Annotated in this window: 21 protein-coding genes and 1 other annotated feature; of the genes, 17 read left to right on the top strand and 4 right to left on the bottom strand. The window is 53.2% G+C overall.

Annotated elements, in window-relative coordinates; all coding sequences use genetic code 11:
- Positions 1-14: 14 nt before the first annotated feature.
- Both G549_RS21605 and G549_RS0117850 read right to left on the bottom strand, forming a co-directional pair.
- Positions 15-530, bottom strand: coding sequence for an OsmC family protein (locus G549_RS21605; protein ID WP_051214113.1), 516 nt, complete (start codon positions 528-530; stop codon positions 15-17).
- A gap of 38 nt (positions 531-568) precedes the next feature.
- Positions 569-1,126 (bottom strand): hypothetical protein, encoded by a 558-nt coding sequence (locus tag G549_RS0117850; protein WP_027836153.1) that lies wholly within the window; start codon positions 1,124-1,126, stop codon positions 569-571.
- A gap of 177 nt (positions 1,127-1,303) precedes the next feature.
- On the opposite strand from G549_RS0117850, the gene G549_RS0117845 reads away from it, so the two are divergent.
- The 4 genes from G549_RS0117845 (at position 1,304) to G549_RS21600 (ending at position 5,977) form a co-directional block, all read left to right on the top strand.
- A complete protein-coding gene (locus G549_RS0117845; RefSeq protein WP_027836152.1) occupies positions 1,304-2,185 on the top strand; it encodes a LysR family transcriptional regulator in 882 nt (293 codons plus the stop codon).
- Between the two features lie 147 nt (positions 2,186-2,332).
- Positions 2,333-2,390, top strand: a sequence feature (sul1 is cis-regulatory element that is thought to sense ions involved in sulfur or methionine metabolism; They are found in Alphaproteobacteria).
- 56 nt (positions 2,391-2,446) lie between these two features.
- Positions 2,447-3,937 carry a SulP family inorganic anion transporter gene (locus G549_RS0117840; protein WP_027836151.1) on the top strand — a complete coding sequence of 497 codons (1,491 nt, stop codon included), beginning with the start codon at positions 2,447-2,449 and terminating at the stop codon, positions 3,935-3,937.
- Between the two features lie 12 nt (positions 3,938-3,949).
- Positions 3,950-4,807 (top strand): universal stress protein, encoded by an 858-nt coding sequence (locus tag G549_RS0117835; RefSeq protein ID WP_027836150.1) that lies wholly within the window; start codon positions 3,950-3,952, stop codon positions 4,805-4,807.
- A gap of 162 nt (positions 4,808-4,969) precedes the next feature.
- On the top strand, positions 4,970-5,977 hold the full coding sequence (locus G549_RS21600; protein WP_051214111.1) for a DUF1036 domain-containing protein: 1,008 nt from the start codon (positions 4,970-4,972) through the stop codon (positions 5,975-5,977).
- Positions 5,978-6,021: 44 nt separating this feature from the next.
- On the opposite strand, the gene glpD is transcribed toward G549_RS21600, so the two are convergent.
- Positions 6,022-7,593 (bottom strand): glycerol-3-phosphate dehydrogenase, encoded by a 1,572-nt coding sequence (gene glpD, locus G549_RS0117825; protein WP_027836149.1) that lies wholly within the window; start codon positions 7,591-7,593, stop codon positions 6,022-6,024.
- Positions 7,590-8,360 (bottom strand): DeoR/GlpR family DNA-binding transcription regulator, encoded by a 771-nt coding sequence (locus G549_RS0117820; RefSeq protein WP_027836148.1) that lies wholly within the window; start codon positions 8,358-8,360, stop codon positions 7,590-7,592. The genes glpD and G549_RS0117820 overlap by 4 nt, the downstream gene beginning before the upstream one ends.
- 222 nt (positions 8,361-8,582) lie before the next feature.
- Between G549_RS0117820 and G549_RS0117815 the strand changes: the two genes are divergently transcribed.
- The 13 genes from G549_RS0117815 (at position 8,583) to G549_RS0117755 (ending at position 22,738) form a co-directional block, all read left to right on the top strand.
- Complete coding sequence (locus G549_RS0117815) at positions 8,583-10,313, top strand: ABC transporter substrate-binding protein (protein ID WP_027836147.1); 1,731 nt, start codon at positions 8,583-8,585, stop codon at positions 10,311-10,313.
- Positions 10,314-10,452: 139 nt separating this feature from the next.
- Complete coding sequence (locus G549_RS0117810; RefSeq protein WP_027836146.1) at positions 10,453-11,517, top strand: ABC transporter ATP-binding protein; 1,065 nt, start codon at positions 10,453-10,455, stop codon at positions 11,515-11,517.
- An 8-nt stretch (positions 11,518-11,525) separates the two neighbouring features.
- Complete coding sequence (locus G549_RS0117805; protein WP_027836145.1) at positions 11,526-12,614, top strand: ABC transporter ATP-binding protein; 1,089 nt, start codon at positions 11,526-11,528, stop codon at positions 12,612-12,614.
- Positions 12,611-13,474, top strand: a complete 864-nt coding sequence (locus G549_RS0117800) for a carbohydrate ABC transporter permease (protein WP_027836144.1) — start codon at positions 12,611-12,613, stop codon at positions 13,472-13,474. The genes G549_RS0117805 and G549_RS0117800 overlap by 4 nt, the downstream gene beginning before the upstream one ends.
- 9 nt (positions 13,475-13,483) lie before the next feature.
- Positions 13,484-14,281, top strand: a complete 798-nt coding sequence (locus tag G549_RS0117795; RefSeq protein WP_027836143.1) for a carbohydrate ABC transporter permease — start codon at positions 13,484-13,486, stop codon at positions 14,279-14,281.
- Positions 14,282-14,283: 2 nt separating this feature from the next.
- Positions 14,284-14,559 carry a DUF2160 domain-containing protein gene (locus G549_RS0117790; RefSeq protein ID WP_210162450.1) on the top strand — a complete coding sequence of 92 codons (276 nt, stop codon included), beginning with the start codon at positions 14,284-14,286 and terminating at the stop codon, positions 14,557-14,559.
- A gap of 5 nt (positions 14,560-14,564) precedes the next feature.
- Positions 14,565-16,061 (top strand): glycerol kinase GlpK, encoded by a 1,497-nt coding sequence (glpK, locus tag G549_RS0117785; protein WP_027836141.1) that lies wholly within the window; start codon positions 14,565-14,567, stop codon positions 16,059-16,061.
- Positions 16,062-16,138: 77 nt separating this feature from the next.
- Positions 16,139-16,534: a BlaI/MecI/CopY family transcriptional regulator gene (locus G549_RS0117780; protein ID WP_027836140.1), complete on the top strand. Its 396-nt coding sequence runs from the start codon at positions 16,139-16,141 to the stop codon at positions 16,532-16,534.
- Positions 16,527-17,621: a M56 family metallopeptidase gene (locus G549_RS0117775; protein ID WP_027836139.1), complete on the top strand. Its 1,095-nt coding sequence runs from the start codon at positions 16,527-16,529 to the stop codon at positions 17,619-17,621. Before G549_RS0117780 ends, G549_RS0117775 begins: the two co-directional genes overlap by 8 nt.
- A 193-nt stretch (positions 17,622-17,814) precedes the next feature.
- On the top strand, positions 17,815-18,882 hold the full coding sequence (locus G549_RS0117770; RefSeq protein WP_027836138.1) for a LacI family DNA-binding transcriptional regulator: 1,068 nt from the start codon (positions 17,815-17,817) through the stop codon (positions 18,880-18,882).
- A 21-nt stretch (positions 18,883-18,903) separates the two neighbouring features.
- Positions 18,904-20,250, top strand: a complete 1,347-nt coding sequence (locus tag G549_RS0117765) for an ABC transporter substrate-binding protein (protein WP_027836137.1) — start codon at positions 18,904-18,906, stop codon at positions 20,248-20,250.
- Between the two features lie 50 nt (positions 20,251-20,300).
- Positions 20,301-21,536, top strand: coding sequence for a carbohydrate ABC transporter permease (locus G549_RS0117760; protein ID WP_027836136.1), 1,236 nt, complete (start codon positions 20,301-20,303; stop codon positions 21,534-21,536).
- The gene (locus G549_RS0117755; RefSeq protein WP_027836135.1) at positions 21,533-22,738 is read left to right on the top strand and encodes a carbohydrate ABC transporter permease; all 1,206 of its coding nucleotides are present in this window, start codon (positions 21,533-21,535) and stop codon (positions 22,736-22,738) included. Before G549_RS0117760 ends, G549_RS0117755 begins: the two co-directional genes overlap by 4 nt.
- Positions 22,739-22,741: the final 3 nt, after the last annotated feature.

Genomic DNA, 22,741 nt, shown 5'->3' with positions numbered 1-22,741 from the left:
GAGCAATTATACGATCAGCAGATCGTAACTTCCAACGTCGAAGGTGTTGCGCGGCGGCAAACATCTGCGACCGGGGAATGTGTCACTGCAAAATCAACAATCTCCCGCAGCACATCTGCTTTTACGCCCACGGCACCAATCTTAACACGGGTTCTAAGGCTTAAAGAGCCTGCGGGAACCGATTTATCCATGCCGAACAAACCCCGGTCATCGTCAACGCTATCGGCGGTCACTTCGAGCGTGTCTAAGGCAATCCCGAGCTCGGCTGCGCGCAATGCGATTCTGGTGGCATCGCAAGTTGCCAATGCAGCGCGCGACAACCAACCGGGGGAGGGGGCGGAACCGCCCCCGCCAACCGCTTTCGGCATGTCGGTGATGATGGTTTCGCCATTTACGCCCGTCGCCCGACAGCGCAGATCATCTTCCATCACCGCAGTGATGGGCGTGCTGGTGCTTTGGGTGTTTTCAGGGTGTTCAGACAGGTAAGAAATAACGTCCTTGACCGAGTTTTGAATGTGCTCGACAGACATCGCAAATTCCTCTTCATCAACAATATTGAATTTGGGTTCTATTTCGCTTCAATAGGCACCATGACATGTGCAAGCGGTGTCTCGCCCCACATGACATAAGGGCCGCCAGCAAATGGATCTCTGGGCAAGTCAGCCAGCATATCCATGTTTGGAAACAGCATCATAATATGCGGTCCATCCTGCACCCACACACCACCATCATTGGGGTCGGTGGCCATCGGATTGTCATTATTGACCATTGCATCCCCTTGAAGCATGTATGACACGCCGACCACGTCCGTAGAGAACTCGGTTCCTGCGCCAACGGCCGCCATCCATTTCATCCAAACGGCGTCGTTGCACATGGGGTGCTCGTCGCCGGGGATCAAACCAACACCGGGCAAACACACCCAGCCGTTCGTGCCTTCGCGCAATATTGTGCCATCCACATCCATAATTGTTGCCTCGGCAGAAACGTCCGACGGGGCGGCCGACATGGCGCGCGCAATTTTGTCATCCACGCTTTCCGCAAAGCTGAGTGCGGGCCCCCAAGCCAGTGTCAATGTGATCGCGCCTAAAAGCGCTGCGCGGCTCTGTTTTTTGATGGTCATGGTCATTTGATCTTCTCCCTATTTGTTTTGGTCGCGGCGTCGCTTGAACGGCTCTCTCCTAGAGCCAGCGTGCCTGTCAGGTCCGTTTCCGCTTGCAAATAGGGTTGCACTCGATCATGATTTTGGGAATTCGGGAAAAATCGACACCGGCTTTGCAATAATGCACACAGCGGGGAACATTGGATGCAATGGGACGATGCGCGAATATTTCTAGCGGTAGCTCGTGAAGGGTCCTTTAGCTCTGCGGCCAAACGGCTGGGGGTGCGTCACTCAACCGTGTCGCGCCGTATTCGTACGTTAGAAAAAACGCTTGCCGCACCTTTGGTTGAACGTAAATCGACCGGCTATGTTTTGACCGACGCTGGTGAAGAGTTAAGGCACGCAGCACTCCGAGTTGAAAAAGAGATTTTGTCTTTTGAGGGGGCCGTTGGAGGGCAAGACGAGGACATTGCGGGGGAGCTTCGTGTGACCGCCATAGCCAATATGGCCTCAACCGTCTTAATGCCAATTTTCGCGCGTTTCAGCGCAGCCTATCCAAAGATTGAGCTGAATATTCAAGTGACCAACAATTCTGTGCGCCTTGCTGAGCGCGAAGCGGATATCGCCATACGTCAGACCAACAGCCCTGTTGAAACACTGATCGGAACGCGCCTGACAACGGTGGCATCTGCCGTCTATGGCGCGCGGGCCTATTGTGAGGCTGTTAAATCCGGGCAAGCGCCAGAAAAATGGATCGGTGTGGATTGCTGCGATTACCACAAAAACTGGACCAAAAAGGCATGGCCGAGTGCCGACCACGAGTTCTACGTTGATGAAACCTCCCTTACGCTGGCAGCGCTGAAGGCGGAGTTGGGCGTTGGCTTTTTGCCATGTTTTTTGGGGGACAGTGAGCCGGAATTGGTCAGGTTTCACAAGCCAGAGAAGCAGCATGAGCTTGGCCTTTGGCTGCTCTACCACCGAGACTTGCGCAACACCAAACGCGTGACCTTGTTTCGGGAACATATGCAGCGCGAAATTAAGAGTGTCACCAATCTATTCGAAGGCGCTTTGCCCGCCCCGCAATAGCGCCAGCCCAACGCCAATGAGCGCAAATAGACCCGCAGCATCAGTACCCCCAAAGCAGCCCAAACTGTAAAATTATCGAAATCAAAGACCGATATTATGGCGAATGGATTGACGATTTGATCTAAACCAATATAACGCCTCTAACCATTTGGACCTTGGTGAGATGCCAAGGTGGCTCTTCCAGCCGCCGATCCGCTGGACAATCATAAATATGAACTCCAAACACAAATAAGCCAAACGCGCTTATGGGTATAAATCATTATGATGAATTTCTCTTATTACCGCCAACAATGGTTCGGTAACATTCGTGGCGATGTGTTGTCAGGTATTGTGGTCGCCCTTGCCCTCATTCCTGAAGCCATCGCCTTTTCTATTATTGCTGGGGTGGACCCGAAGGTCGGGCTTTATGCCAGTTTCTCCATCGCGGTAATCATCGCCTTTGTGGGCGGTCGCCCGGGCATGATTTCTGCGGCCACTGCCGCCACTGCCGTGTTGATGGTGACCTTGGTGAAAGAACATGGGCTGCAATATTTGCTTGCGGCCACCGTGTTGGCCGGTTTGCTGCAAATCGGAGCAGGCTTTCTCAAGCTGGGCTATGTGATGCGCTTTGTGTCAAAGTCGGTGATGACCGGGTTTGTGAACGCCCTCGCCATTTTGATCTTTATGGCGCAATTGCCTGAGCTGGATCCCAGCAAGGTGCCGCCGCTCACCTATCTTTTGGTGGCGTTGGGCTTGGCGATTATCTATTTGTTCCCCCGCATCACTAAAGCGGTGCCGTCGCCGTTGGTCACCATTATTGTGCTGACCGTTTTGGCGGTTGCCTTGGGCTTGGATGTGCGCACCGTTGGCGATATGGGCGCGTTGCCCGATACGCTGCCTGTGTTTTTGATCCCAGACATTCCGTTGAATTTTGAAACCTTGCAGATCATCTTCCCTTATTCCTTGGCTGTTGCCGTTGTGGGGCTGCTCGAGAGTTTGATGACACAGCAGATCGTTGACGATTTGACCGACACCAATTCTGACCGCAATCAGGAATGTATCGGCCAGGGCATCGCCAACACCGCCACCGGTTTTATCGGCGGCATGGCCGGTTGTGCCATGATTGGCCAATCCATCATCAATGTGAAATCTGGCGGCCGTGGCCGACTTTCCGCTTTTATTGCGGGTTCAGTTTTGCTGGTGATGGTGGTGATCCTTGACGATATCGTTTCGATCATTCCCATGGCGGCACTTGTGGCGATCATGATCATGGTGTCGATCGGCACATTCTCCTGGTCATCGATCAAGAATTTGAAAGAGCATCCCAAATCATCATCCATCGTGATGTTGGCCACTGTGTTCTTCGTGATCTACACCCATAACCTCGCCATTGGCGTGATGGTGGGCGTGTTGCTCTCGGGCATTTTCTTTGCGTGGAAGATCGCGCAATTGTTCCGTGTGCGCACTGAAATCAATGAAGAAGGTAGCCATCGGACATACTTTGTTGAAGGCCAATTGTTCTTTGCCTCGAGCGAGGATTTTATGAAGTCGTTTGACTTTAAAGAAGCGCCTGAAAAAGTTACCATCGATGTCAGCCGCGCCCATATTTGGGATATTTCGTCGGTGGCGGCGTTGGATATGGCGGTGCTTAAATTCCGTCGTGACGGGGCCGAAGTTGACATTGTGGGGCTGAACAAAGCCTCTGAAACCATTGTCGACCAACTCGCCATTCACGACAAACCCGGTGCCCTTGACGAATTGATGGGCCATTAAAGGAGCGTAACGATGCAAAGCCAAACCATTTTAGCCTTGGTTGATGGATCTGCTTATTCTGAAAGCGTGTGTCATTACGCCGCCTGGATGGCCCAACGCACCGACTCGAAGGTGAAGGTCTATCACATTATGGGGCGGCGCTCAGCGTCTGCCTCTGATGATTTGAGTGGCGCCATTGTTTTGGGTGCCCGCACCCAATTGCTCGACAAGCTCAGCGCCCTGGATATGGAGCGCTCCAAACTGGCGCAGGAGCATGGTCGGGCCATTCTTGAGGATGCGAAGTCGATCATCCAAGGTGATGGCGACATTGAAGTGCAAACCCGTTTGCGCCAGGGCGACCTAGTGGAAACTATTGCCGCCAAGGAAGAAACCGGCGACATCATTGTAGTGGGCAAACGTGGCGAAGCCGCAAAAATGGCCTCAGGTCATTTGGGGTCAAATCTGGAACGGGTGATCCGCGCCAGCCATAAGCCCGTTTTGGTCGCCAATCGTGCTTTTACCCCGGTGGAAAAAGTGCTGGTGGCATTTGATGGCGGTGCCTCTTCCTTGAAGGCGGTTGATCAAGTGGCCACTTCGCCGCTTTATAAGGGCCTGTCGGTTACGCTCGCCTATGTGGGCAAACCTTCAGACAAGGTGCAAACAGCACTCGATGCGGCCGCGAAAAAGCTCAGCGATGCCGGGCTTGAAACCGACCAACAAGTGCTGAGCGGAGATGTCGACAAGAAATTGGCGGAGCTCGCCAATTCGCAGGATTATCAATTGCTGGTGATGGGCGCCTTTAGCCACTCGCGCCTGCGGTCCCTATTTATCGGCTCGACCACCATGGAGATGATCCGCGCCTGCAAAACAGCGATCATGCTGGTGCACTAAACGGTTCGCCGGTGACGCGACATTATTGGCCGACACGGAAAGCGCCCGTGTCGGCTTTTTTATGCCCGGCCTGATCGCGCGAAAAGTGCAATACGCAACTCTTTGTCGACTTTGGGAAAAGTCAACGCTACACAGGAAGCCAAAATGGGAGAGGGCATATAAATGAAACACTTACTGTTGGCCGGCGCGTTGGCGCTTTTTTCAACCCCAGCCTTGGCGGCACTTGAGATTTGCAACAACACCGCACTAAGCCTCAGCCTGGCCATCGGTTATGCCAGTGAAGATGAATGGGTTTCTCAAGGATGGTGGAACATAGCCGCAGGGGAGTGCAAAACCACCGTTAGTGGCGACCTGAAAAGCAGATATTATTATTATCACGCCATGGCTTCGGGCACCCCGTTCGCCAGTGGCGACTTTACGTTTTGCACCACCAACGACGCTTTTTCGATTGATGGCGACGAAAACTGCGCGGCACGGGGGTATGAAGCCACAGGCTTTCGCAAGCTCGATACGGGCGAGACGGCAACGCACTTCACACTGACATTGAACGACAATCGCGACAGTGAAAAAGATGCGAGGGCGAAGCCCACTTCGTCGTCGAGCTCCGCACCCGGCACCTATGGCGATCCCTATTCTGACAATGTGATCTTGCAGGGATGCAGCAATGATGGTGAACGTCAGTGCAATTTCCATGCGGGCGGCACAAACTTTTTTGTTTTTGACGATGGCCGCACCCCTCAACTTGCGTTCACGGTGATGGAAGCACTTGATCCGGGCACCCCCCTGTTCATCGATGGGGACCTTGAGGCTATCTATGACCGCACCGCCGACATGGTGCTGCGCGATGTCACCGTGCGCCCTTGGACCGAATATGATGCGCTGCTGAATAAATTGCAGGGGCAGTGGTATTCGGAAGATGACCCCAATTCGCAATTCACCGTTTTAGGGGCCGAACGCGAAAACACCTATGAAGGCAGCTTTAGCGGCGTGGATTATTTGTGGATGTCTGACAGGTGCGACCGCTTTGAAGGCGAGGGCCCCTATCTTTATGTGCGTGAGGAGGAATCCGGTGAGAGCTATTGCTACCAGCTATCCTATGTCGATCAGCGTCAGCTCGAATTGATGTATTTGCCCAGCGGCAATATTCTGCGCTACCGCAAGCTGGACTAAAAATAGACGGCGCGACCCGCAGGTTCTGGGGGTCACGCCAAGACTTAACGTTGGGCGATATAGCGGGCAATCTTGTCCGCTTCTGCGGCACTGGTGCGCAGGCCCATTTTGGTGCGGCGCCATAAATAATCTTCAGCCGTTTGCACCCATTCCTTATCGACCACCCAATCCAGCTCGCATGCGTAAATGCCATGACCAAAATGTTCACCCGCCTGATTTTCACTTTCAATGCCGGAAAAAATGGTCAGGGCATCAGTGCCATAGGCTTTGATCAGCCGCCGCGCAGTTTTTTCATCCAAAAAGGTGCTGTTCGCCTTTAGCTTTTCGATCAGCGTGTCGCGGCCATCGTGCGGGAAGTCACCACCGGGCAGGGGCACGCGCGCGGTCCACTCGCCCTGAATATGGGGAAAAAAGTGCGCGCATTTGGCAATCGCGGATTCCGCCAAGCGGCGATAAGTTGTGATCTTGCCGCCGAAAATATTCAGCGCCGGGGCATCGGCACTTTCATTGAGTTTGAGCACATATTCGCGGGTGGCCGCAGTGCTGGAGCTGGCATTGTCATCATAAAGCGGGCGCACGCCAGAATATGTCCAAAGAATATCCTGTTCGCTAACAGGTGTTTTGAAATAATTTGACGCGAAGTCGCACAAATATTTCTGTTCTTCCGGGGTACATTCCGGCGGCTGAGAAATATCCTCATGGTCCGCATCGGTGGTGCCGATCAAGGTGTAATCTTCCTCATAAGGAATGGCGAAAATAATGCGTCCATCCTCGCCTTGGAAGAAATAGGCCTTGTCGTGATCGAACAGTTTTTTCGTGACAATATGGCTGCCGCGCACCAGCCGAATGCCTTCTTTTGTGCGCATATCAGCCACATCATGGATGATATTTTCCACCCACGGGCCGCCTGCATTGATCAGCATTTTGGCCTGAAACTCCTGCGTTTCACCACTATTTTGATCTTTTGTGGTCACTGTCCATATGCCGTTGGCCGAAGTGGCGCTGACCACTTTGGAGCGGGTCATTATCTTGGCGCCCCGCGCCGCCGCGTCACGCGCGTTCAGCACCACCAGACGTGAATCTTCCACCCAGCAATCGGAATATTCATAAGCCGTCTCAAACTTATCCTTGAGTGGCTTACCCTCCTTAGCCTCGCGCAAATCGAGGGTTTTGGTGCCCGGCAAAATCTTGCGGCCACCTAAATGATCATACATGAACAGCCCGAGCCGAAGCAGCCAACCGGGGCGCTGTCCCTTCATCCAAGGCATCACCGTGGAGAGCAATTTGGACGTTGGCGTCTCACTTTCAAACCGCATGTCTGGATGATAGGGCAACACAAACCGCATGGGCCACGAAATGTGCGGCATGGCCACCAATAGGTTTTCCCGCTCGATCAGCGCTTCACGCACCAGACGGAACTCAAAATATTCAAGATAGCGCAGACCGCCATGAAATAGTTTGGTGGAGGCGGAGGAGGTGGCTTGGGCCAAATCATCCTTTTCCGCCAGCGCCACAGACAAGCCGCGCCCCGCCGCGTCACGGGCGATGCCGCAGCCATTAATGCCGCCGCCCACAATAAACATGTCATAGGGCTGATTGGGATCTGTGTTGCTCATAAATTTTGTCCTGCAATAATTATCTGGGTGCCCGCCGCTTCGGCTGCGCGGGCAAAAGCGTCAGAAGGCGCGCCGTCCATGACGATAAAGTCTAATTCGCCAATGTCAGCGATGCGCACCGGCGCGTTAATTTCAAACTTGGATTGATCGACCACCAAAATGCGCGTGCGGGCATTTTTTAAAATGGCGCGCGCCACGGCCACTTCGCGGGCGTCAAAATCGAGGATTGTGCCGTCATCATCAATAGAGGAGGCCCCGATCACCGCATAGTCGGGCCGATAGCCGGAGATAAATTCAACCGCATCTTCACCCACAACGGCCCCATCACTTTGGCGCACGGTGCCGCCCACCTGCACAAGGCTGGCGAGGGGCGCTGACTGCATAAGCCCGATAATGTTGATATTGTTGGTGATCACCCGCAAGCCTTCATGCTTGGTGAGGGCGCTGGCCACCTGCTCGGTGGTGGTGCCGATATTGAGGATCACCGAACAATTGTTGGGAATAAGCTCAGCCGCCTTGCGCCCGATCTGGCTTTTGGCCGTGATATTGTTCATGCGCCGGGCTTCATAGCTGAGTGATGCTGTGGACGCCAATCGACGCGCGCCGCCATGCATGCGCGTGGCCAACCCGCGCTGACACAAAGTTGCCAAATCGCGGCGCACAGTTTGCTCGGTCACATCAAAAAGCTGCGCCAGATTGATCACATCAACCTGACCCTCGCGGTTCAACATGTCCAATATTCTTTCAACCCGCTCGGGCTGTTGCATGGGTTTAATCTCCAACTTTCGTTCAAACAATAGTATGTTCGAACGAACATGTAAATTGCCTAAACGAATATATTGGTCTTTAAAAATATTGCCAAATTCCGCCATAAAGCCCGGAATTGCGGGATTTATTTAACTACTAAAAAAATAGTTTGACAAATTTAATAGTTCATTCGAATATGAATTGTGGCTGGGATATCCGGTCAGGACTTTTGGGAGGAACCTATGAAGAAGCAACTTCTTGGTGCTGTAGCGGTGATCGCCGTTATGGCCGGGGCGCATTCAGCCTATGCGGGCGCGGATGAGGCCAAAAAATGGATTGAGGCTGAGTTTCAGCCTTCAACTTTGAGCAAAGACGAACAGATGCAAGAGATGCAGTGGTTCATCGATGCTGCACAGCCTTACTCAGGCATGGAAATCAACGTTTTGTCAGAAGGCATTCCAACACACTCTTATGAGAGTGAAGTGTTGGCGAAGGCCTTTTTCGAAATTACAGGCATTAAGGTCAATCACCAGATTTTGGGTGAAGGCGAAGTGGTGCAGGCGGTGCAAACCCAAATGCAAACCAACCGCAACCTTTATGATGCCTATGTCAACGATTCAGATTTGATCGGCACCCACTCGCGGATGCAATTAGCGGTAAACCTATCTAAATTCATGTCAGGCGAGGGGGCAGATGTCACCAACCCGACATTGGATCTGGATGACTTTATGGGCACCCAGTTCACCACGGGGCCTGATGGCGATCTTTATCAATTGCCTGACCAGCAATTTGCCAACCTTTATTGGTTCCGCAAAGACTGGTTCGACAATGAAGAATATCGTTCGGCCTTTAAAGAGCGCTACGGCTATGAACTGGGCGTACCCGTGAACTGGTCAGCCTATGAAGACATTGCTGAGTTTTTCACCAAATATGTTGTCGATATTGATGGCACCACCATCTACGGCCACATGGACTATGGCAAACGCGCACCTGACCTTGGTTGGCGCATGACCGATGCGTGGCTTTCCATGGCGGGCGCTGGCTCACCCGGCTTGCCAAATGGTGTGCCGATTGATGAGTGGGGCATCCGCATGGAAGCCGACACTTGTAACCCTGTGGGCGCATCAGTGACCCGTGGCGGGGCGACAAACGGTCCTGCAGCGGTTTATGCGATCCGCAAATGGGACGAATGGTTGCGCAACTACGCGCCCCCAGCTGCGGCCTCATTTGACTTCTACCAATCATTGCCAGCATTGAGCATCGGCAATGTGGCCCAGCAGATCTTCTGGTACACCGCATTTACAGCCGACATGGTGAAGCCGCGTTCAGAAGGCAATTTGACCGTTGATGAAAATGGCACGCCATTGTGGCGCATGGCTCCAAGCCCACACGGCCCTTATTGGGAAACCGGCCAAAAAGTTGGCTACCAGGACGTGGGTTCATGGACCATCTTGAAATCAACACCAATGGAACGTGCAAAAGCAGCATGGCTCTATGCACAGTTCGTTGTGTCTAAAACCGTTGATGTAAAAAAATCACATGTTGGTCTGACCTTCATTCGTGACAGCTCAGTAAATCATGAGAGCTTCTCTGAGCGTTCAGAAAAGCTGGGTGGTTTGGTTGAATTTTACCGCTCACCTGAGCGCAACAAATGGACACCAACTGGCGTGAACGTTCCCGACTATCCAAAGCTGGCCCAAATCTGGTGGCAGCAAATTGGTGACGTGAACTCAGGTGCCTTCACCCCGCAAGAGGCGATGGATCGTCTGGCTCAAGAAATGGACATCACAATGGCCCGTATGCAGGCAGCTGACGAAGCGGCTGGCGTATATGGTGGCTGTGGCCCACGCTTGAACGAAGAGCGTGATGCTGAATGGTGGATGGCCAATGGCGGTGCCAAGCCGAAGTTGGACAATGAGAAGCCACAGGGCATGACCGTGCGCTACGAAGATCTCGTGGCCAGCTGGGACTAAACATCTCCCCTAGATGCAGGCAGTTTCATTCTGTCCTTGTCAGGTTGGGGCCTATGGGCCCCGACCGTTTCAAATTCAACCAGCCGCAGGCTGAAGGTGGCATCGCGAATATGCCATGAACAACAGGAACGGGTGTGTAATGGCACTGGAACTCAAAGACATTACCAAAAAGGTTGGCGGGCAGACCCACATCAAACCCACCAATCTGGTGCTGGAAAGCGGTCATTTTAATGTACTGCTGGGCGAAACCGGCGCAGGTAAAACTTCGTTGATTAAGATGATGGCTGGGCTGGACCCGATCGCTGGCGGCCAAGTTTTAATGGATGGCGAAGATGTGACCGGACAATCCACGCAAAAGCGCAATATTTCGCTCGTGCATCAGTTTTTCGTCAACTACCCACATATGAGCGTTTTCGAAAATATTGCCTCCCCCCTCAAAGTGACTGGCATGGCCAAGTCCGAGATTGAGGACAGGGTTGAAGAGGCCGCAAATATTTTGCAGCTCAAGCCGATGCTCAACCGCAAGCCGCATGAGCTTTCCGGTGGGCAACAGCAGCGCACCGCACTGGCGCGCGCGATTGCCAAGCAAAGCAAAGCCGTGTTTCTGGATGAGCCATTGGCCAACCTCGATTATAAGCTTCGCGAGGAATTGCGCGATCAATTGCCCGAATTGTTCAAGGGGCGCGGCGCGGTGGTCGTTTACGCGACCTCTGAACCGGAAGAGGCACTCTTGCTCGGCGGCAAAACCGCGTTGATGCAAGATGGAAAGGTGGCGCAATTTGGCCCGACTGCCGACATATATCGCGCGCCCAATAGCCTTATGTCCGCCGGCATTTTTTCCGATCCCCCGATCAATATGGCGGAGATCACCAAGCAAGGCCGCACCGCAAGCATGGGCAAAGACATCCGATGGGAGCTAAGCGGCAAACAAGCTGATCTCGCCGATGGGCTTTATAAGCTGGCCGTGCGTCCGCACCATGTTTTGCCGTTTGAAACCGAAGAAGCCAACGTGCCGATTGTCGGCAAAGTGTTGGTGACCGAGCTAAGCGGTTCTGAATCTTCCGCACACTTTGCGGCGGATATGGCCAATTGGGTGTCTCTCGCCCGGGGCATTCATCGCTATCAGGTGGGCGAAAACCATCAATTTTTCATGGACCCGAACCAGTGCTTTGTTTTCGCATTGGACGGCACCTTAGTGGGATAGGACAGAACATGGCAAAAATCACCCTGTCTCAATTGCGACACAGCTATTTCGACAACCCGAAAACCCCTGATGATTATGCGCTAAAGGAAATCGACCTTGATTGGGATGATGGCGGCGCCTATGCGCTGTTGGGACCATCCGGTTGCGGCAAATCTACACTTTTGAACATCATCTCAGGCCTGCGCGCGCCATCCGAAGGCCGCATCCTTTTTGACGATCAGGACGTGACCGATCTGCCGCCAGATCGTCGCAACATCGCGCAGGTTTTCCAGTTCCCAGTGATCTACGACACGATGAGTGTTTACGACAATTTGGCGTTTCCGCTGCGCAATCGCCAAGTTGCCGGACATTTGGTGGACAAGCGGGTGCGTGAAATTGCGCAAATGCTGGAGGTCGAAGATATGCTCGACCACCGGGCTGCGGGTTTGTCTCCGGACAATAAGCAAAAAATCTCCATGGGACGTGGCCTGGTGCGCGACGATGTGAATGTGGTGATGTTTGATGAACCGCTCACCGTGATCGATCCGCACTTGAAATGGAAGCTGCGCTCAAAGCTCAAAGAGCTGCACCAACGGGTGCGCGCCACCATGATTTATGTGACACACGATCAAACCGAGGCCCTGACATTTGCCGACCAGGTGGTGGTGATGCAGGAAGGGGAGATTGTGCAGATCGGCACGCCGGTCGATTTGTTTGAACGCCCGGCCCACACCTTTGTGGGGCACTTTATCGGCTCGCCCGGCATGAATGTTTTGCCGTGCGAGGTTAAGGCAGGCGGCGCCTTTATTGAAGGGCAGAATGTGGCCCTTGAAGGCGACATTGACCGCAATAAAGCCGGCAAAACCCAAATCGGTATTCGCCCTGAATATGTGGCGCTCGGTGATCAAGGCTTGCCGGCCATAGTGAAAAAAGTGGCCGATGTGGGCCGCCATTATGTGGTGGAAGCCCTGATGGGCGAGCAAAAAGTCTCCGCCATCATCAAACACGATGTGCCCAATCCGGGGGAGCAAGTGCATCTGCAATTCAAGCCCGCGCAAACGCGGCTTTATATGGATGACTGGTTGGCCACAACCGCGCGGGAGGGTAGCGCATCATGAAAACCGAAAATCAAAAAGCATGGTTCTTTGTGCTGCCGGTTCTGTTGCTGGTGGCCTTCAATGCGCTGATCCCGATGATGACCGTCGTCAATTATTCGGTGCAGGAAACCTTTGGCGACAATATGTTTTTCTGGGAGGGCCTGACCTGGTTTGAAAACCTGCTGCGGTCCGAACGTTTCCACGCTTCTCTTGGGCGTCAGTTCCTATTTACCGGGTTGATCCTTGCCATTGAAATTCCTCTTGGGATCGCCATTGCCATGTCCATGCCGCGCAAAGGTTTTTGGGTGCCATTTTGCCTGGTGATTATGGCACTGCCCATGCTCATTCCCTGGAATGTGGTGGGGGCGATGTGGAATATTTTCACCCTGCCGGACATCGGGTTGATGGGCTATTTCCTCAACCATGTGCTGGGCATTTCCTATGACATGACACAAAATGTGTTTGCGGCATGGGTGACCATCATCATCATGGATGTGTGGCACTGGACCTCTTTGGTGGTGCTGTTGAGCTATGCGGGGTTGGTCTCAATCCCCGAAGCCTATTATCAGGCAGCGAAAATTGATGGCGCGAGTAATTTTGCAGTCTTCCGCTTTATTCAACTGCCGAAAATGAAAAATGTGCTCACCATTGCGGTGCTGCTGCGCTTTATCGACAGCTTTAACATCTATACCGAGCCGTTCGTTTTAACAGGCGGTGGGCCGGGCAATTCCACAACACTGTTGTCGATTGATTTGGTCAAGATCGCCTTGGGGCAATTCGATCTGGGCCCGGCAGCGGCGATGTCGCTGATTTACTTTGCCATCACACTTTTGGTCAGCTGGCTGTTCTACACGCTGATGACCAAAGACGATGCGCGATAGGAGAATATCATGCAAAAACGTTCCATCGTCACCATCACCTATATCTTGTTTTTGTTGCTGCCGATCTACTGGCTCGTGGCCATGAGTTTCAAACCGACAAACGAGATTTTAGGTGGGTTCTCGCTGTTCCCGCAAACATTCACCTTGGCGAATTATAAGGTTATTTTCACCGATCCGACATGGTATTGGGGCTATATCAACTCCATCATCTATGTGACGTTGAATACCCTGATTTCGGTGGCTGTGGCACTGCCTGCGGCTTATGCCTTTTCGCGCTATCGGTTTTTGGGCGACAAGCAATTATTCTTCTGGCTTTTGACCAACCGCATGGCCCCTGCGGCTGTGTTCGCCTTGCCCTTCTTCCAGCTTTATTCGGCTGTGGGCCTGTTTGACACCCATTTGGCTGTTGCCTTGGCTCACACCTTGTTCAACGTGCCACTGGCCGTGTGGATTTTGGAAGGCTTTATGGGCGGGGTGCCGAAAGAGTTGGACGAAACCGCCTATGTGGATGGCTATTCCTTCCCACGCTTTTTCACCACTATTTTCATCCCGTCCATTAAGGCCGGGGTGGGGGTCGCGGCGTTCTTCTGCTTCATGTTTTCGTGGGTGGAGTTACTGTTGGGCAAAACCCTGACGGCAGTAGCCGCCAAACCCATCGCCGCCACCATGACCAAAACGGCCTCCAGTGCTGGCTATGAATTGGGGCTGCTGGCAGCTGCGGGCACGCTCACGATTATTCCCGGGGCGATCGTGATTTATTTCGTACGTAATTATATCGCGAAAGGTTTCGCGATGGGGAGGGTTTAATCATGAGTTGGATGGCATGGACTTGGCCAACAGCCTTATTATTTATCGGCATCTTCAGTGCCATGGGCGTGTTGACCATTCTTGAAATCAAATCCCCGGGCGGGGCCGAGCGCAAAGGCGCGCTTGGCCTGGTCACCACCCGTGGCGATAGATTGTTTCTCTCGCTCTTGGGCAGCGCTTATATCTTTCTGGCCTGGCTTGGCTTTTTTGGCACGCCGCTTTGGGCACCATTGGTGATTGCCATCTGCTGGGCAACATTCTGCTTTTGGAAAGTCTAACCCCAATGCCGACGGACTATATTCTGGCGATTGATCAAGGCACGACATCGACCCGTGCAATCATCTTTGATCAATCGCTCAAGCCCATCGCCACCGCGCAGGAGGAATTTGAACAGATTTTTCCGCAGTCTGGTTGGGTTGAACATAAGCCTGAAGATCTATGGGACACAACGCGCCGCATGTGCGCACAAGTGCTCACGAAAGCGGATGTTAAGGCGCGCAACATTGCCGCCATTGGCGTGACCAACCAGCGGGAAACCACCATTGTTTGGGAAAAGGCGACAGGAAGACCGATCTATAATGCGATTGTGTGGCAGGATCGGCGCACGGCTGATTTTTGCCAACAGCTCCAGCAGGCAGAACATGAGGATTTGGTTCGCGCCAAAACCGGATTGCTCCTCGATCCGTATTTTTCCGCAACCAAGATCAATTGGATTCTCAATGAGTTGCCAGACGCACGGGCCAAGGCAGAGCGCGGTGAGCTCTTGTTTGGTACAGTCGACAGCTATTTGATCTGGCATTTAACTGGCGGGAAGGTGCATGCGACCGACGCCACCAACGCGGCCCGCACCATGCTCTATAACATTGTGACGGGCGAATGGGACCGTGAGCTTTGCGCGCTTTTTGATGTGCCCATGTCGATGCTGCCGGAAGTGAAAGACAGCGCAGATGATTTTGGCCGAACCCAGCCTGATTTGTTTGACGGGGTGGACATCCCCATTCGCGGGGTGGCCGGGGACCAGCAGGCTGCCACGGTGGGACAGGCCTGTTTTGAACCCGGCATGGCCAAATCCACCTATGGCACAGGATGTTTTGTGTTGTTAAACACGGGGGATCAGCCCGTTTTTTCCCAAAATCGCTTGCTCACCACCATTGCCTATCAGCTTGACGGCAAGCCAACCTATGCCCTTGAAGGCTCAATATTTGTCGCTGGGGCCGTGGTGCAATGGTTGCGTGATGGCTTGAAAATCATTGGTGACGCTGCGGAGACCGACACTCTCGCTGCTGCCGCTGACCCGGCACAATCGGTTTATTTCGTGCCTGCCTTTACCGGATTGGGCGCACCCTATTGGGACGCGGAAAGTCGCGGTGCCATTTTTGGGCTGACGCGCAATTCTGGCCCCGCCGAAATCGCCAAGGCCGCATTAGAAAGCGTCGCCTTTCAAACCCGTGATTTGGTTGAGGCCATGGATGAAGATTGGGGCGGTGCGGGCGCCCGGGTTTTGCGCATTGACGGCGGCATGGCCAATAATCAATTCGCGATGCAAAAACTGGCGGACCAATTGCAAGCGCCAGTTGATCGCCCGCAGATCACAGAAACGACGGCGCTGGGCGCGGCCTATCTGGCCGGGCTAGGGGCAGGGCTTTTGGAAACCCCGCATCAGTTCACCCGCCAATGGCGCTCGGCGCATCAATTCATCCCTTTGGTCGACAAATCAGCCGCCGATCAAGATTATCAGGGCTGGCAAAAGGCGGTGCAGCGAGTGCTTTACAAAGGTTGATCAGCACACGGCTTGCCAAACCTAGATATTTAGTACTAAATTTATCGTATCAGTACCTTAACAGAAAAAGCAGCTCTATGGCCCGCAAGCATGATCCCGATTTTCTAACCAGTGTAGAGTTGGAGTTTATGAACGGCCTGTGGGCAATTGGCAGCGGCACGGTGCGCGAGATTATGGCCAATATGGAGGCGCAGACGGATCGCGCCTATACGTCCGGGGCCACCGTTATGCGCATTCTGGAGCAAAAGGGCTTTGTGTCCAGCTCGAAAGAAGATCGCGCCTTTGTTTATCACCCCACTGTCAGCAAATCAGATTATCAGGGCCGCTCAATCCGGCAAATGTCCAAATCCTTGTTCGGCAACACCCCAACCGCGCTTGTGGCCCGGCTGGTGGATGATGAAATGCTGACCGACGATATGATTGAACAAATCCGCGACATGCTCGACACAAAGCTAGAGAAAAACGATGATTAGCGGCTTGGTGCATTTTTACTTCGACCTTAATATTGCACTTCTCGCTGCATTCAGCATTTGGCTGATCACGCGATTTTCACTTCGCCTCATCGGTTACCGTTTTTCCTTTTCGGCGGAACAGTCGCTTATTTTCTGCTTTATTGGCTTGGCCGTTTTGGCCCCCATTGTTGCGCGATTTGCGCCAATGCTCTTGCCGACCAACTTCAACATCACGGATTGGCTCGTTTCCTGGTATTTAGGCGGCGGCGTGCAAATGAGCGCGCGCGAGTTCCAAACGGTGATCAGCGCCAAGAGCTCGTTTATTGACCAGATTTTGCACCCCAATCATGTCCTCAGCCTGATTTTTGCGGCGCTGATGGGCCTGGCCTTCACCTATTTTGTGGTGCGCTTGGCGCGCAGTGTTTTCGGGCTCGCCAGCATTTTGCGCCATAGCTATGTGATCCATAAAAACGGGCGCGTGCACATCGTGGCCTCCGATCAGGTCAGCGTGCCGTTCACCACATTGGGCTTGCGCCATTATTATGTGGTGGTGCCAATCACCATGCTCTCGCATTCGGAACAAATGCGCATTGCCATCGCCCACGAGATTCAGCACATTCGCCATGGGGATGTGGCGTGGGAATATATCTGGAGCGTGCTGCACCCGCTCCTATTTTGGAACCCGGCCTTTTTGATGTTCCGCAAGCGGTTGAACATTTTGCGCGAATTGATTTGCGACGCCGCCTTGTTGCAGCGCACCAGCTTTTCGAAGCGACGCTATTGCGAAACATTGATCAGCGTTGCACGCAGCATGAGCACGGCGCGCAACAGTTCAAGCACGCTCACTGTGCCTTTTGTTGAACCCAAGCGCCATCTGGCCCGCCGCGGCCAATCCAATCTTGAATACCGCATCCTTTATGCGTTGGAGCTGCCAAGCGCCAAGCGCAGCATTGGGCTGAACAGTTTAGGCATTTTCGTGCCGCTCGTTCTGGCCACGCTGTTTGTTGTTTTGCTGCTCCAGGGTCCCAGCGAGTGGAGCCATGATCGGATCATGCTCTCCACCATCGCCAATCTTGAGCATCTAGAAAGCCTCAATCGCGGCAATTAGGATAAACTCTGTTTCAGCGCACCCCAGCTGCGCCCTTCACTGCATTAGTCCGCCTGTGTAAACAGGTGTGATCACGGCGTTTTACGGCGAGAACATCAAACGCACCCGAAGCCCTGCAAACTTTTTTCAAATTTGACCCTTGCCGAAACCGGTTTCGGAACTTTTACTCGATTGTGGAGGAGGAGACGAGCAGATGAGTGCTATTGGCAAACGCACGACCATTGATGATCTGGCGCGTTCACTTGGGCTGACCAAAAGCACGGTGAGTCGCGCGCTGAATGATTATCCGGATATTTCGGAAAAAACGCGATTGCGCGTGCGCAATGCCGCGACAGCTTTGTCCTATCGTCCGCTCTCTCACGCCCAAGCCATCAAAACAGGGCGCGTGCGCTCGATCGGCTTGGTGCTGCAAGTTTCTGAACATGACGGCCACCGCCCGTTTCTCGCAGACTTTTTGGCAGGCATCACCGAAGCATCCGCTGCGCAGGATTGGACCTTGACGCTGGCCACCGCCAACAGCACTTCGGACGCAGTGCGCTTGCTCGAGAAACTATCGCAAGAGCGCAAGGCAGATGGCTTCATTTTACCGCGGACCTATAGTGAGGACCTACGGATCGATGCACTACGGGCCGCGCATATTCCGTTTGTGCTCTATGGGCGCACAGACAATATCGCCGATTGCGCATGGTATGACATTGCCGGTGAAGCGGCCATGTTTGAAGCCGTAGAAACGCTTTATAATTTGGGACATCGCCGCATCGGTTTTGTGCCAGGCGGCGCAGGCTATCACTATGCCAAATTGCGGCTACACGGATACCGCGATGGCTTGGCCGCGGTTGGCCTTGATTTTGACGATCAGCTGGTCTCCGCAAATGCAGTTGATAAGCCGCAAGGGTTTAATGCCGTTTCCCAATTGTTGGCGCTGAAACAGCCGCCCACCGCAATCGTTTGTTCGGTCGATCATGCTGCCGTTGGCGCGTATGACGCCATTCGATCACTGGGCCTGAAGGTTGGACATGAAGTTTCGCTGATCTCTTATGACGGCATCCCAGAGGGGGCGGTGCTGTCGCCAGAGCTCTCCACTTATTCTGTAGACACAAACCTTGCCGGCGCCCGCCTCGCCGAGCTCTTGATCCGGCGGGTGCGCGGAGAGCCGCCACAGGATTTACGAGAAATCGGAAAGGCACGTTTTTTGGATCGTGGATCGCACGGTCCCGTGTTGCTCTCGTCAGCTGACTTGGCAGCACAAATTGCACGATAACCACATCATCGGGAGGAATAGATGAGGAAAACGACAACACTTATGACGACGGCCGCTGTGGCTGTGTTGATGTCATGTACATCCATTTACGCGGATAGTCTGCGTTTTTGGACAACAGAAGAACAGCCAGAACGCTTGGCAAAACAGCAAGAAATGGCAGCTCAATTCAAAGCTGAAACCGGGACCGACGTGGAAGTTATCCCTGTTTCTGAAAATGATTTGGGCACACGCGCCACCGCCGCATTTGCGGCAGGTGATTTGCCAGATGTGATTTATCACACGCTGCAATATGCATTGCCTTGGGCGGAAGCTGGCATTTTAGATACAGATGCGGCCACTGAAGTGATTGAGGATCTGGGCGTCGATACATTCGCACCTGGCGCCATCGCCATGGCCGCCTATGAAGACGGCACAGCTTCTGTGCCTGTCGACGGCTGGACACAGATGATCGTTTACCGCAAAGACTTGTTTGAGGAAAAAGGCCTAGCGGCACCAACAACTTACGCCAATGTTGAGGCGGCACTTAAAGAGTTGCACAATCCACCTTCCATGTTTGGCTTTGTGGCGGCAACCAAAGTGGACGAAAACTTCATGTCTCAAGTGCTGGAACATGTGTTCTTGGCCAACGGAGTTTCCCCCGTATCGAGCGATGGGTTCTTCCCGCTGGACGAAGCCAAAACCACCGAGGTACTGGAGTTTTATAAAGCGGTCGTTGAAGCCTCACCACCGGGCGATCTTTATTGGAAGCAATCGCGTGAGCTTTATTTCTCCGGCAATGCGGCGATGATCATTTGGTCGCCGTTCATTCTGGATGAATTGGCAGGCCTTCGCGATAGTGCGCCACCAACCATCAATGATGATCCAACCTCGCCAGCGCTCGCGTCGAAAACAGGCGTTGTGACCAACTTTGCAGGACCATCAAATCCAGACGGCGCCGCCTGGGGTGACATTCGCTATTTCGGCATCACTGCCGACGCGGACACAGACACGGCGATGGATTTTGTGAAATATTCAATGGATCAAGGCTATACGCAGACATTGAGCATTGCGCCGGAGGGCAAGTTCCCTGTGCGCCGTGGCACAAGCGAAAACCCAACGCAATTTGTTGATGCATGGGCGAAGCTGCCCGTTGGCGTTGATCGCAAAGCCCCATTGGGTGATCTTTACGCGCAGGATATGATTGATGAAATCGTTGGTGGCTTGGATGTTGCCCAGCGCTGGGGCGTGAAAGAAGGCCAATTGAGCCTTGCGTCTAAAATCATCAACTCACAAATCATCAACCGCGTGGTGCGCCAGTATCTGGACGGTGATGTTTCAGCCGCTGATGCTGTAGCCGCCATGAATGATGAATTGTCCCAAGTTGAATAATTGATGTGCCCCGGCGCTTCGGCGCCGGGGCCGTTCAAAGAAACGAAACCATGCAAGACAATCTGAACCGTCCGACCGCAAAAACACCTATGGCCAAGCGCGAAGAACGCTTAGCGTGGGGCCTTTTGGCGCCCACACTGATCAGCGTCGCCCTTGTTGTGGTGCTGCCGCTTGTCGCCATTTTCTGGATTAGCTTTAAGCCGATTGAACTGGCCGATTTGCGCCCACCAACGCCCATCGTAAAAGAGGCGTTGCGCGGCTCGGCTGAGAAGTTGCGCATTGAATATCGTTTGCGCAATTCCAGCAGATCCGAGGCAATTCGGGACGTAAAAATAGTTGATGAGTTGCCCGCCGAAGTGACTTTGCGCGAGCCCTTGCCGCAATCCTGTGCACTTGATGGACGCCAACTCACCTGCAGTTTTGAACGATTAGAACCCGGCCATAATGAGAAGATCATCTTTCCGGTCACTGCCGACAACGAAGATGCGGCAGAAGAGATTGTTGAAAGCTCAGAACCGCAGGTCACTGGCACGGCGGATAACATTTTGACCAATTTTGAATTCACCCTTGAGAACTTTGCGCGGGTTTTTGATGGCAGCCAGTTTATTTCTGTGCTTGGCGTGACGTTGTTCTACACCGTATTCGGCACCATTGGCGCGCTCGTCGTGGGCCTGTTCGCAGCTTTGCTTTTGGACAAATCCTTTAGGGGGCAGGGCATATTGCGCGGACTTTATCTTTTTCCCTATGTCGCGCCGGTGATCGCCGTGGCCTTTTCGTGGCTCATCCTATTCGACCCGTTTTCCGGGTCCGCCAATGCGCTGTTGATCCAAATGGGCGTGACCGATGAAGCGATCAATTTTTTTGGTGATCGACCGCTCGCACTGATCATGGTGACGGTGTTCGAGATTTGGCGTTATTTCCCCCTTTCTTTCTTGTTCATTTTGGCGCGCATGCAATCCATCGACAGTGAAATGTATGAAGCAGCAGATATGGACGGCGCCAGCCCGTTCCAAAAGTTTTGGTATCTCAGCATTCCGCAATTATTGGGCATTTTGTCGGTGTTGTTTTTGCTGCGCTTTATCTGGACCTTCAACAAATTTGACGACATCTTCCTGCTCACCGGCGGCAATGCGGGCACGCGAACCTTGACTGTGAGTGTTTACGAAGAAGCATTTGCGATTTCGAACATTGGCGCAGGGGCGGCTGTCGCCGTGGTGATCTTTATGTGCCTTGTGGCGTTCTCCTTGTTCTTCTTCCGCTTCATTTCACAGGAGGAAGGGCTATGATCAAATTACGCAGAAAAGCGATCACCTCTATTTTTGTTGGGTTGGTGTGGACCTTTGTGGCCGCAACGATCACTGCCATTGCGTTGAGCTTTGCGACTGGCTTGCCTTACAAACCAGATATGGTTTGGATCGTTATTGGTGGCGCGCTGACTGGGTTTTTCGTAACCCACAGTCGATTGGCTGCATTGGCCAGCGGCGTGGCCCTTGCCATTGCGGGCATGCTCGGCTTTGGCATTGTGACCAGCGGCGATGCCGCAGCGGTGCTCACCAACAGCTTCACCCATCTTTTGTCAGCGACCATTGCTGTGGGTGGCACTTATGCCATCACTAAAGTCGCGCCCAAAGGGGCATTGTCGCGCCATGAATTTGAAGAGATCATCATACGGTTGCTCACGGCAATTGGATATGTGTTCTTCACTGCCATTGTGCTGATCCCCTTTTATGTGATGGTAATGACCAGCTTTAAAAATCAATCTGAGTTGGTGCAAAACCCGTTGGATTTCTCCCTGGATTTATCAAAAGGGTGGGGCCTGTTCCGCTCCTATGTCGAATTGTTCGCCGACTTTAATTTTGGCATTTATTTGGCCAATTCGATGGTGATTTCAATTCTCACCGTGTTCATCACGCTGGCCTTTTCCATTCCCGGCGCTTACGCCGTGGCGCGGCTGCGGTTTTCCGGCCAAGCTGCATTTTCACGCTCCATTTTGCTGATCTATATGGTGCCCATGATCGTCTTGGCCCTGCCGATCTATATCGCCTTTTCGCTGACCGGATTGCGCAACTCGATCTTTGGGATCATTTTGATCTATCCCGTCACCACCATTCCCGTGGCGCTTTATATGCTGCAAGGCTATTTCCGCGGCCTGCCGGGCGAGATTGAAGAGGCGGGGTTGATGGATGGGTTGTCGCGCTTGGCCGTGATTTGGAAGATCACTTTGCCTTTGTCGCTCCCGGCCATCGCCTCGGTTTCACTCTATGTGTTTATGATCGCGTGGAACGAATTTTTGCTGGCCTTTATGCTGCTGGACGACCCGTCCAAATTCACGCTGACGCGGGGCATTGCCAGCCTCAACTCCTCTGAAATTCCCCGACAACATCTTATGGCCGGTGCGGTGATCGCAACCGTACCGATCATGGCGCTGTTTTTGGGGCTTGAACGATTTATGACCAAAGGCCTGACCGCAGGCTCTGTCAAAGGGTAATTT

The sequence above is a fragment of the Maritalea myrionectae DSM 19524 genome (genome assembly GCF_000423365.1).
In the GTDB taxonomy this organism is placed as follows: Bacteria; Pseudomonadota; Alphaproteobacteria; order Rhizobiales; family Devosiaceae; genus Maritalea; species Maritalea myrionectae.
The sequence above is the reverse complement of the archived record's forward strand: the minus strand, read 5'-3'. Positions and strand labels throughout refer to the sequence as shown.

Coding starts and splice junctions, on each gene's coding strand:
- G549_RS21605 (WP_051214113.1), bottom strand. CDS start 530: ATGTCTGTCGAGCACATTCAAAACTCGGTCAAGGACGTTATTTCTTAC.
- G549_RS0117850 (WP_027836153.1), bottom strand. CDS start 1,126: ATGACCATGACCATCAAAAAACAGAGCCGCGCAGCGCTTTTAGGCGCG.
- G549_RS0117845 (WP_027836152.1), top strand. CDS start 1,304: ATGCAATGGGACGATGCGCGAATATTTCTAGCGGTAGCTCGTGAAGGG.
- G549_RS0117840 (WP_027836151.1), top strand. CDS start 2,447: ATGATGAATTTCTCTTATTACCGCCAACAATGGTTCGGTAACATTCGT.
- G549_RS0117835 (WP_027836150.1), top strand. CDS start 3,950: ATGCAAAGCCAAACCATTTTAGCCTTGGTTGATGGATCTGCTTATTCT.
- G549_RS21600 (WP_051214111.1), top strand. CDS start 4,970: ATGAAACACTTACTGTTGGCCGGCGCGTTGGCGCTTTTTTCAACCCCA.
- glpD (WP_027836149.1), bottom strand. CDS start 7,593: ATGAGCAACACAGATCCCAATCAGCCCTATGACATGTTTATTGTGGGC.
- G549_RS0117820 (WP_027836148.1), bottom strand. CDS start 8,360: ATGCAACAGCCCGAGCGGGTTGAAAGAATATTGGACATGTTGAACCGC.
- G549_RS0117815 (WP_027836147.1), top strand. CDS start 8,583: ATGAAGAAGCAACTTCTTGGTGCTGTAGCGGTGATCGCCGTTATGGCC.
- G549_RS0117810 (WP_027836146.1), top strand. CDS start 10,453: ATGGCACTGGAACTCAAAGACATTACCAAAAAGGTTGGCGGGCAGACC.
- G549_RS0117805 (WP_027836145.1), top strand. CDS start 11,526: ATGGCAAAAATCACCCTGTCTCAATTGCGACACAGCTATTTCGACAAC.
- G549_RS0117800 (WP_027836144.1), top strand. CDS start 12,611: ATGAAAACCGAAAATCAAAAAGCATGGTTCTTTGTGCTGCCGGTTCTG.
- G549_RS0117795 (WP_027836143.1), top strand. CDS start 13,484: ATGCAAAAACGTTCCATCGTCACCATCACCTATATCTTGTTTTTGTTG.
- G549_RS0117790 (WP_210162450.1), top strand. CDS start 14,284: ATGAGTTGGATGGCATGGACTTGGCCAACAGCCTTATTATTTATCGGC.
- glpK (WP_027836141.1), top strand. CDS start 14,565: ATGCCGACGGACTATATTCTGGCGATTGATCAAGGCACGACATCGACC.
- G549_RS0117780 (WP_027836140.1), top strand. CDS start 16,139: ATGGCCCGCAAGCATGATCCCGATTTTCTAACCAGTGTAGAGTTGGAG.
- G549_RS0117775 (WP_027836139.1), top strand. CDS start 16,527: ATGATTAGCGGCTTGGTGCATTTTTACTTCGACCTTAATATTGCACTT.
- G549_RS0117770 (WP_027836138.1), top strand. CDS start 17,815: ATGAGTGCTATTGGCAAACGCACGACCATTGATGATCTGGCGCGTTCA.
- G549_RS0117765 (WP_027836137.1), top strand. CDS start 18,904: ATGAGGAAAACGACAACACTTATGACGACGGCCGCTGTGGCTGTGTTG.
- G549_RS0117760 (WP_027836136.1), top strand. CDS start 20,301: ATGCAAGACAATCTGAACCGTCCGACCGCAAAAACACCTATGGCCAAG.
- G549_RS0117755 (WP_027836135.1), top strand. CDS start 21,533: ATGATCAAATTACGCAGAAAAGCGATCACCTCTATTTTTGTTGGGTTG.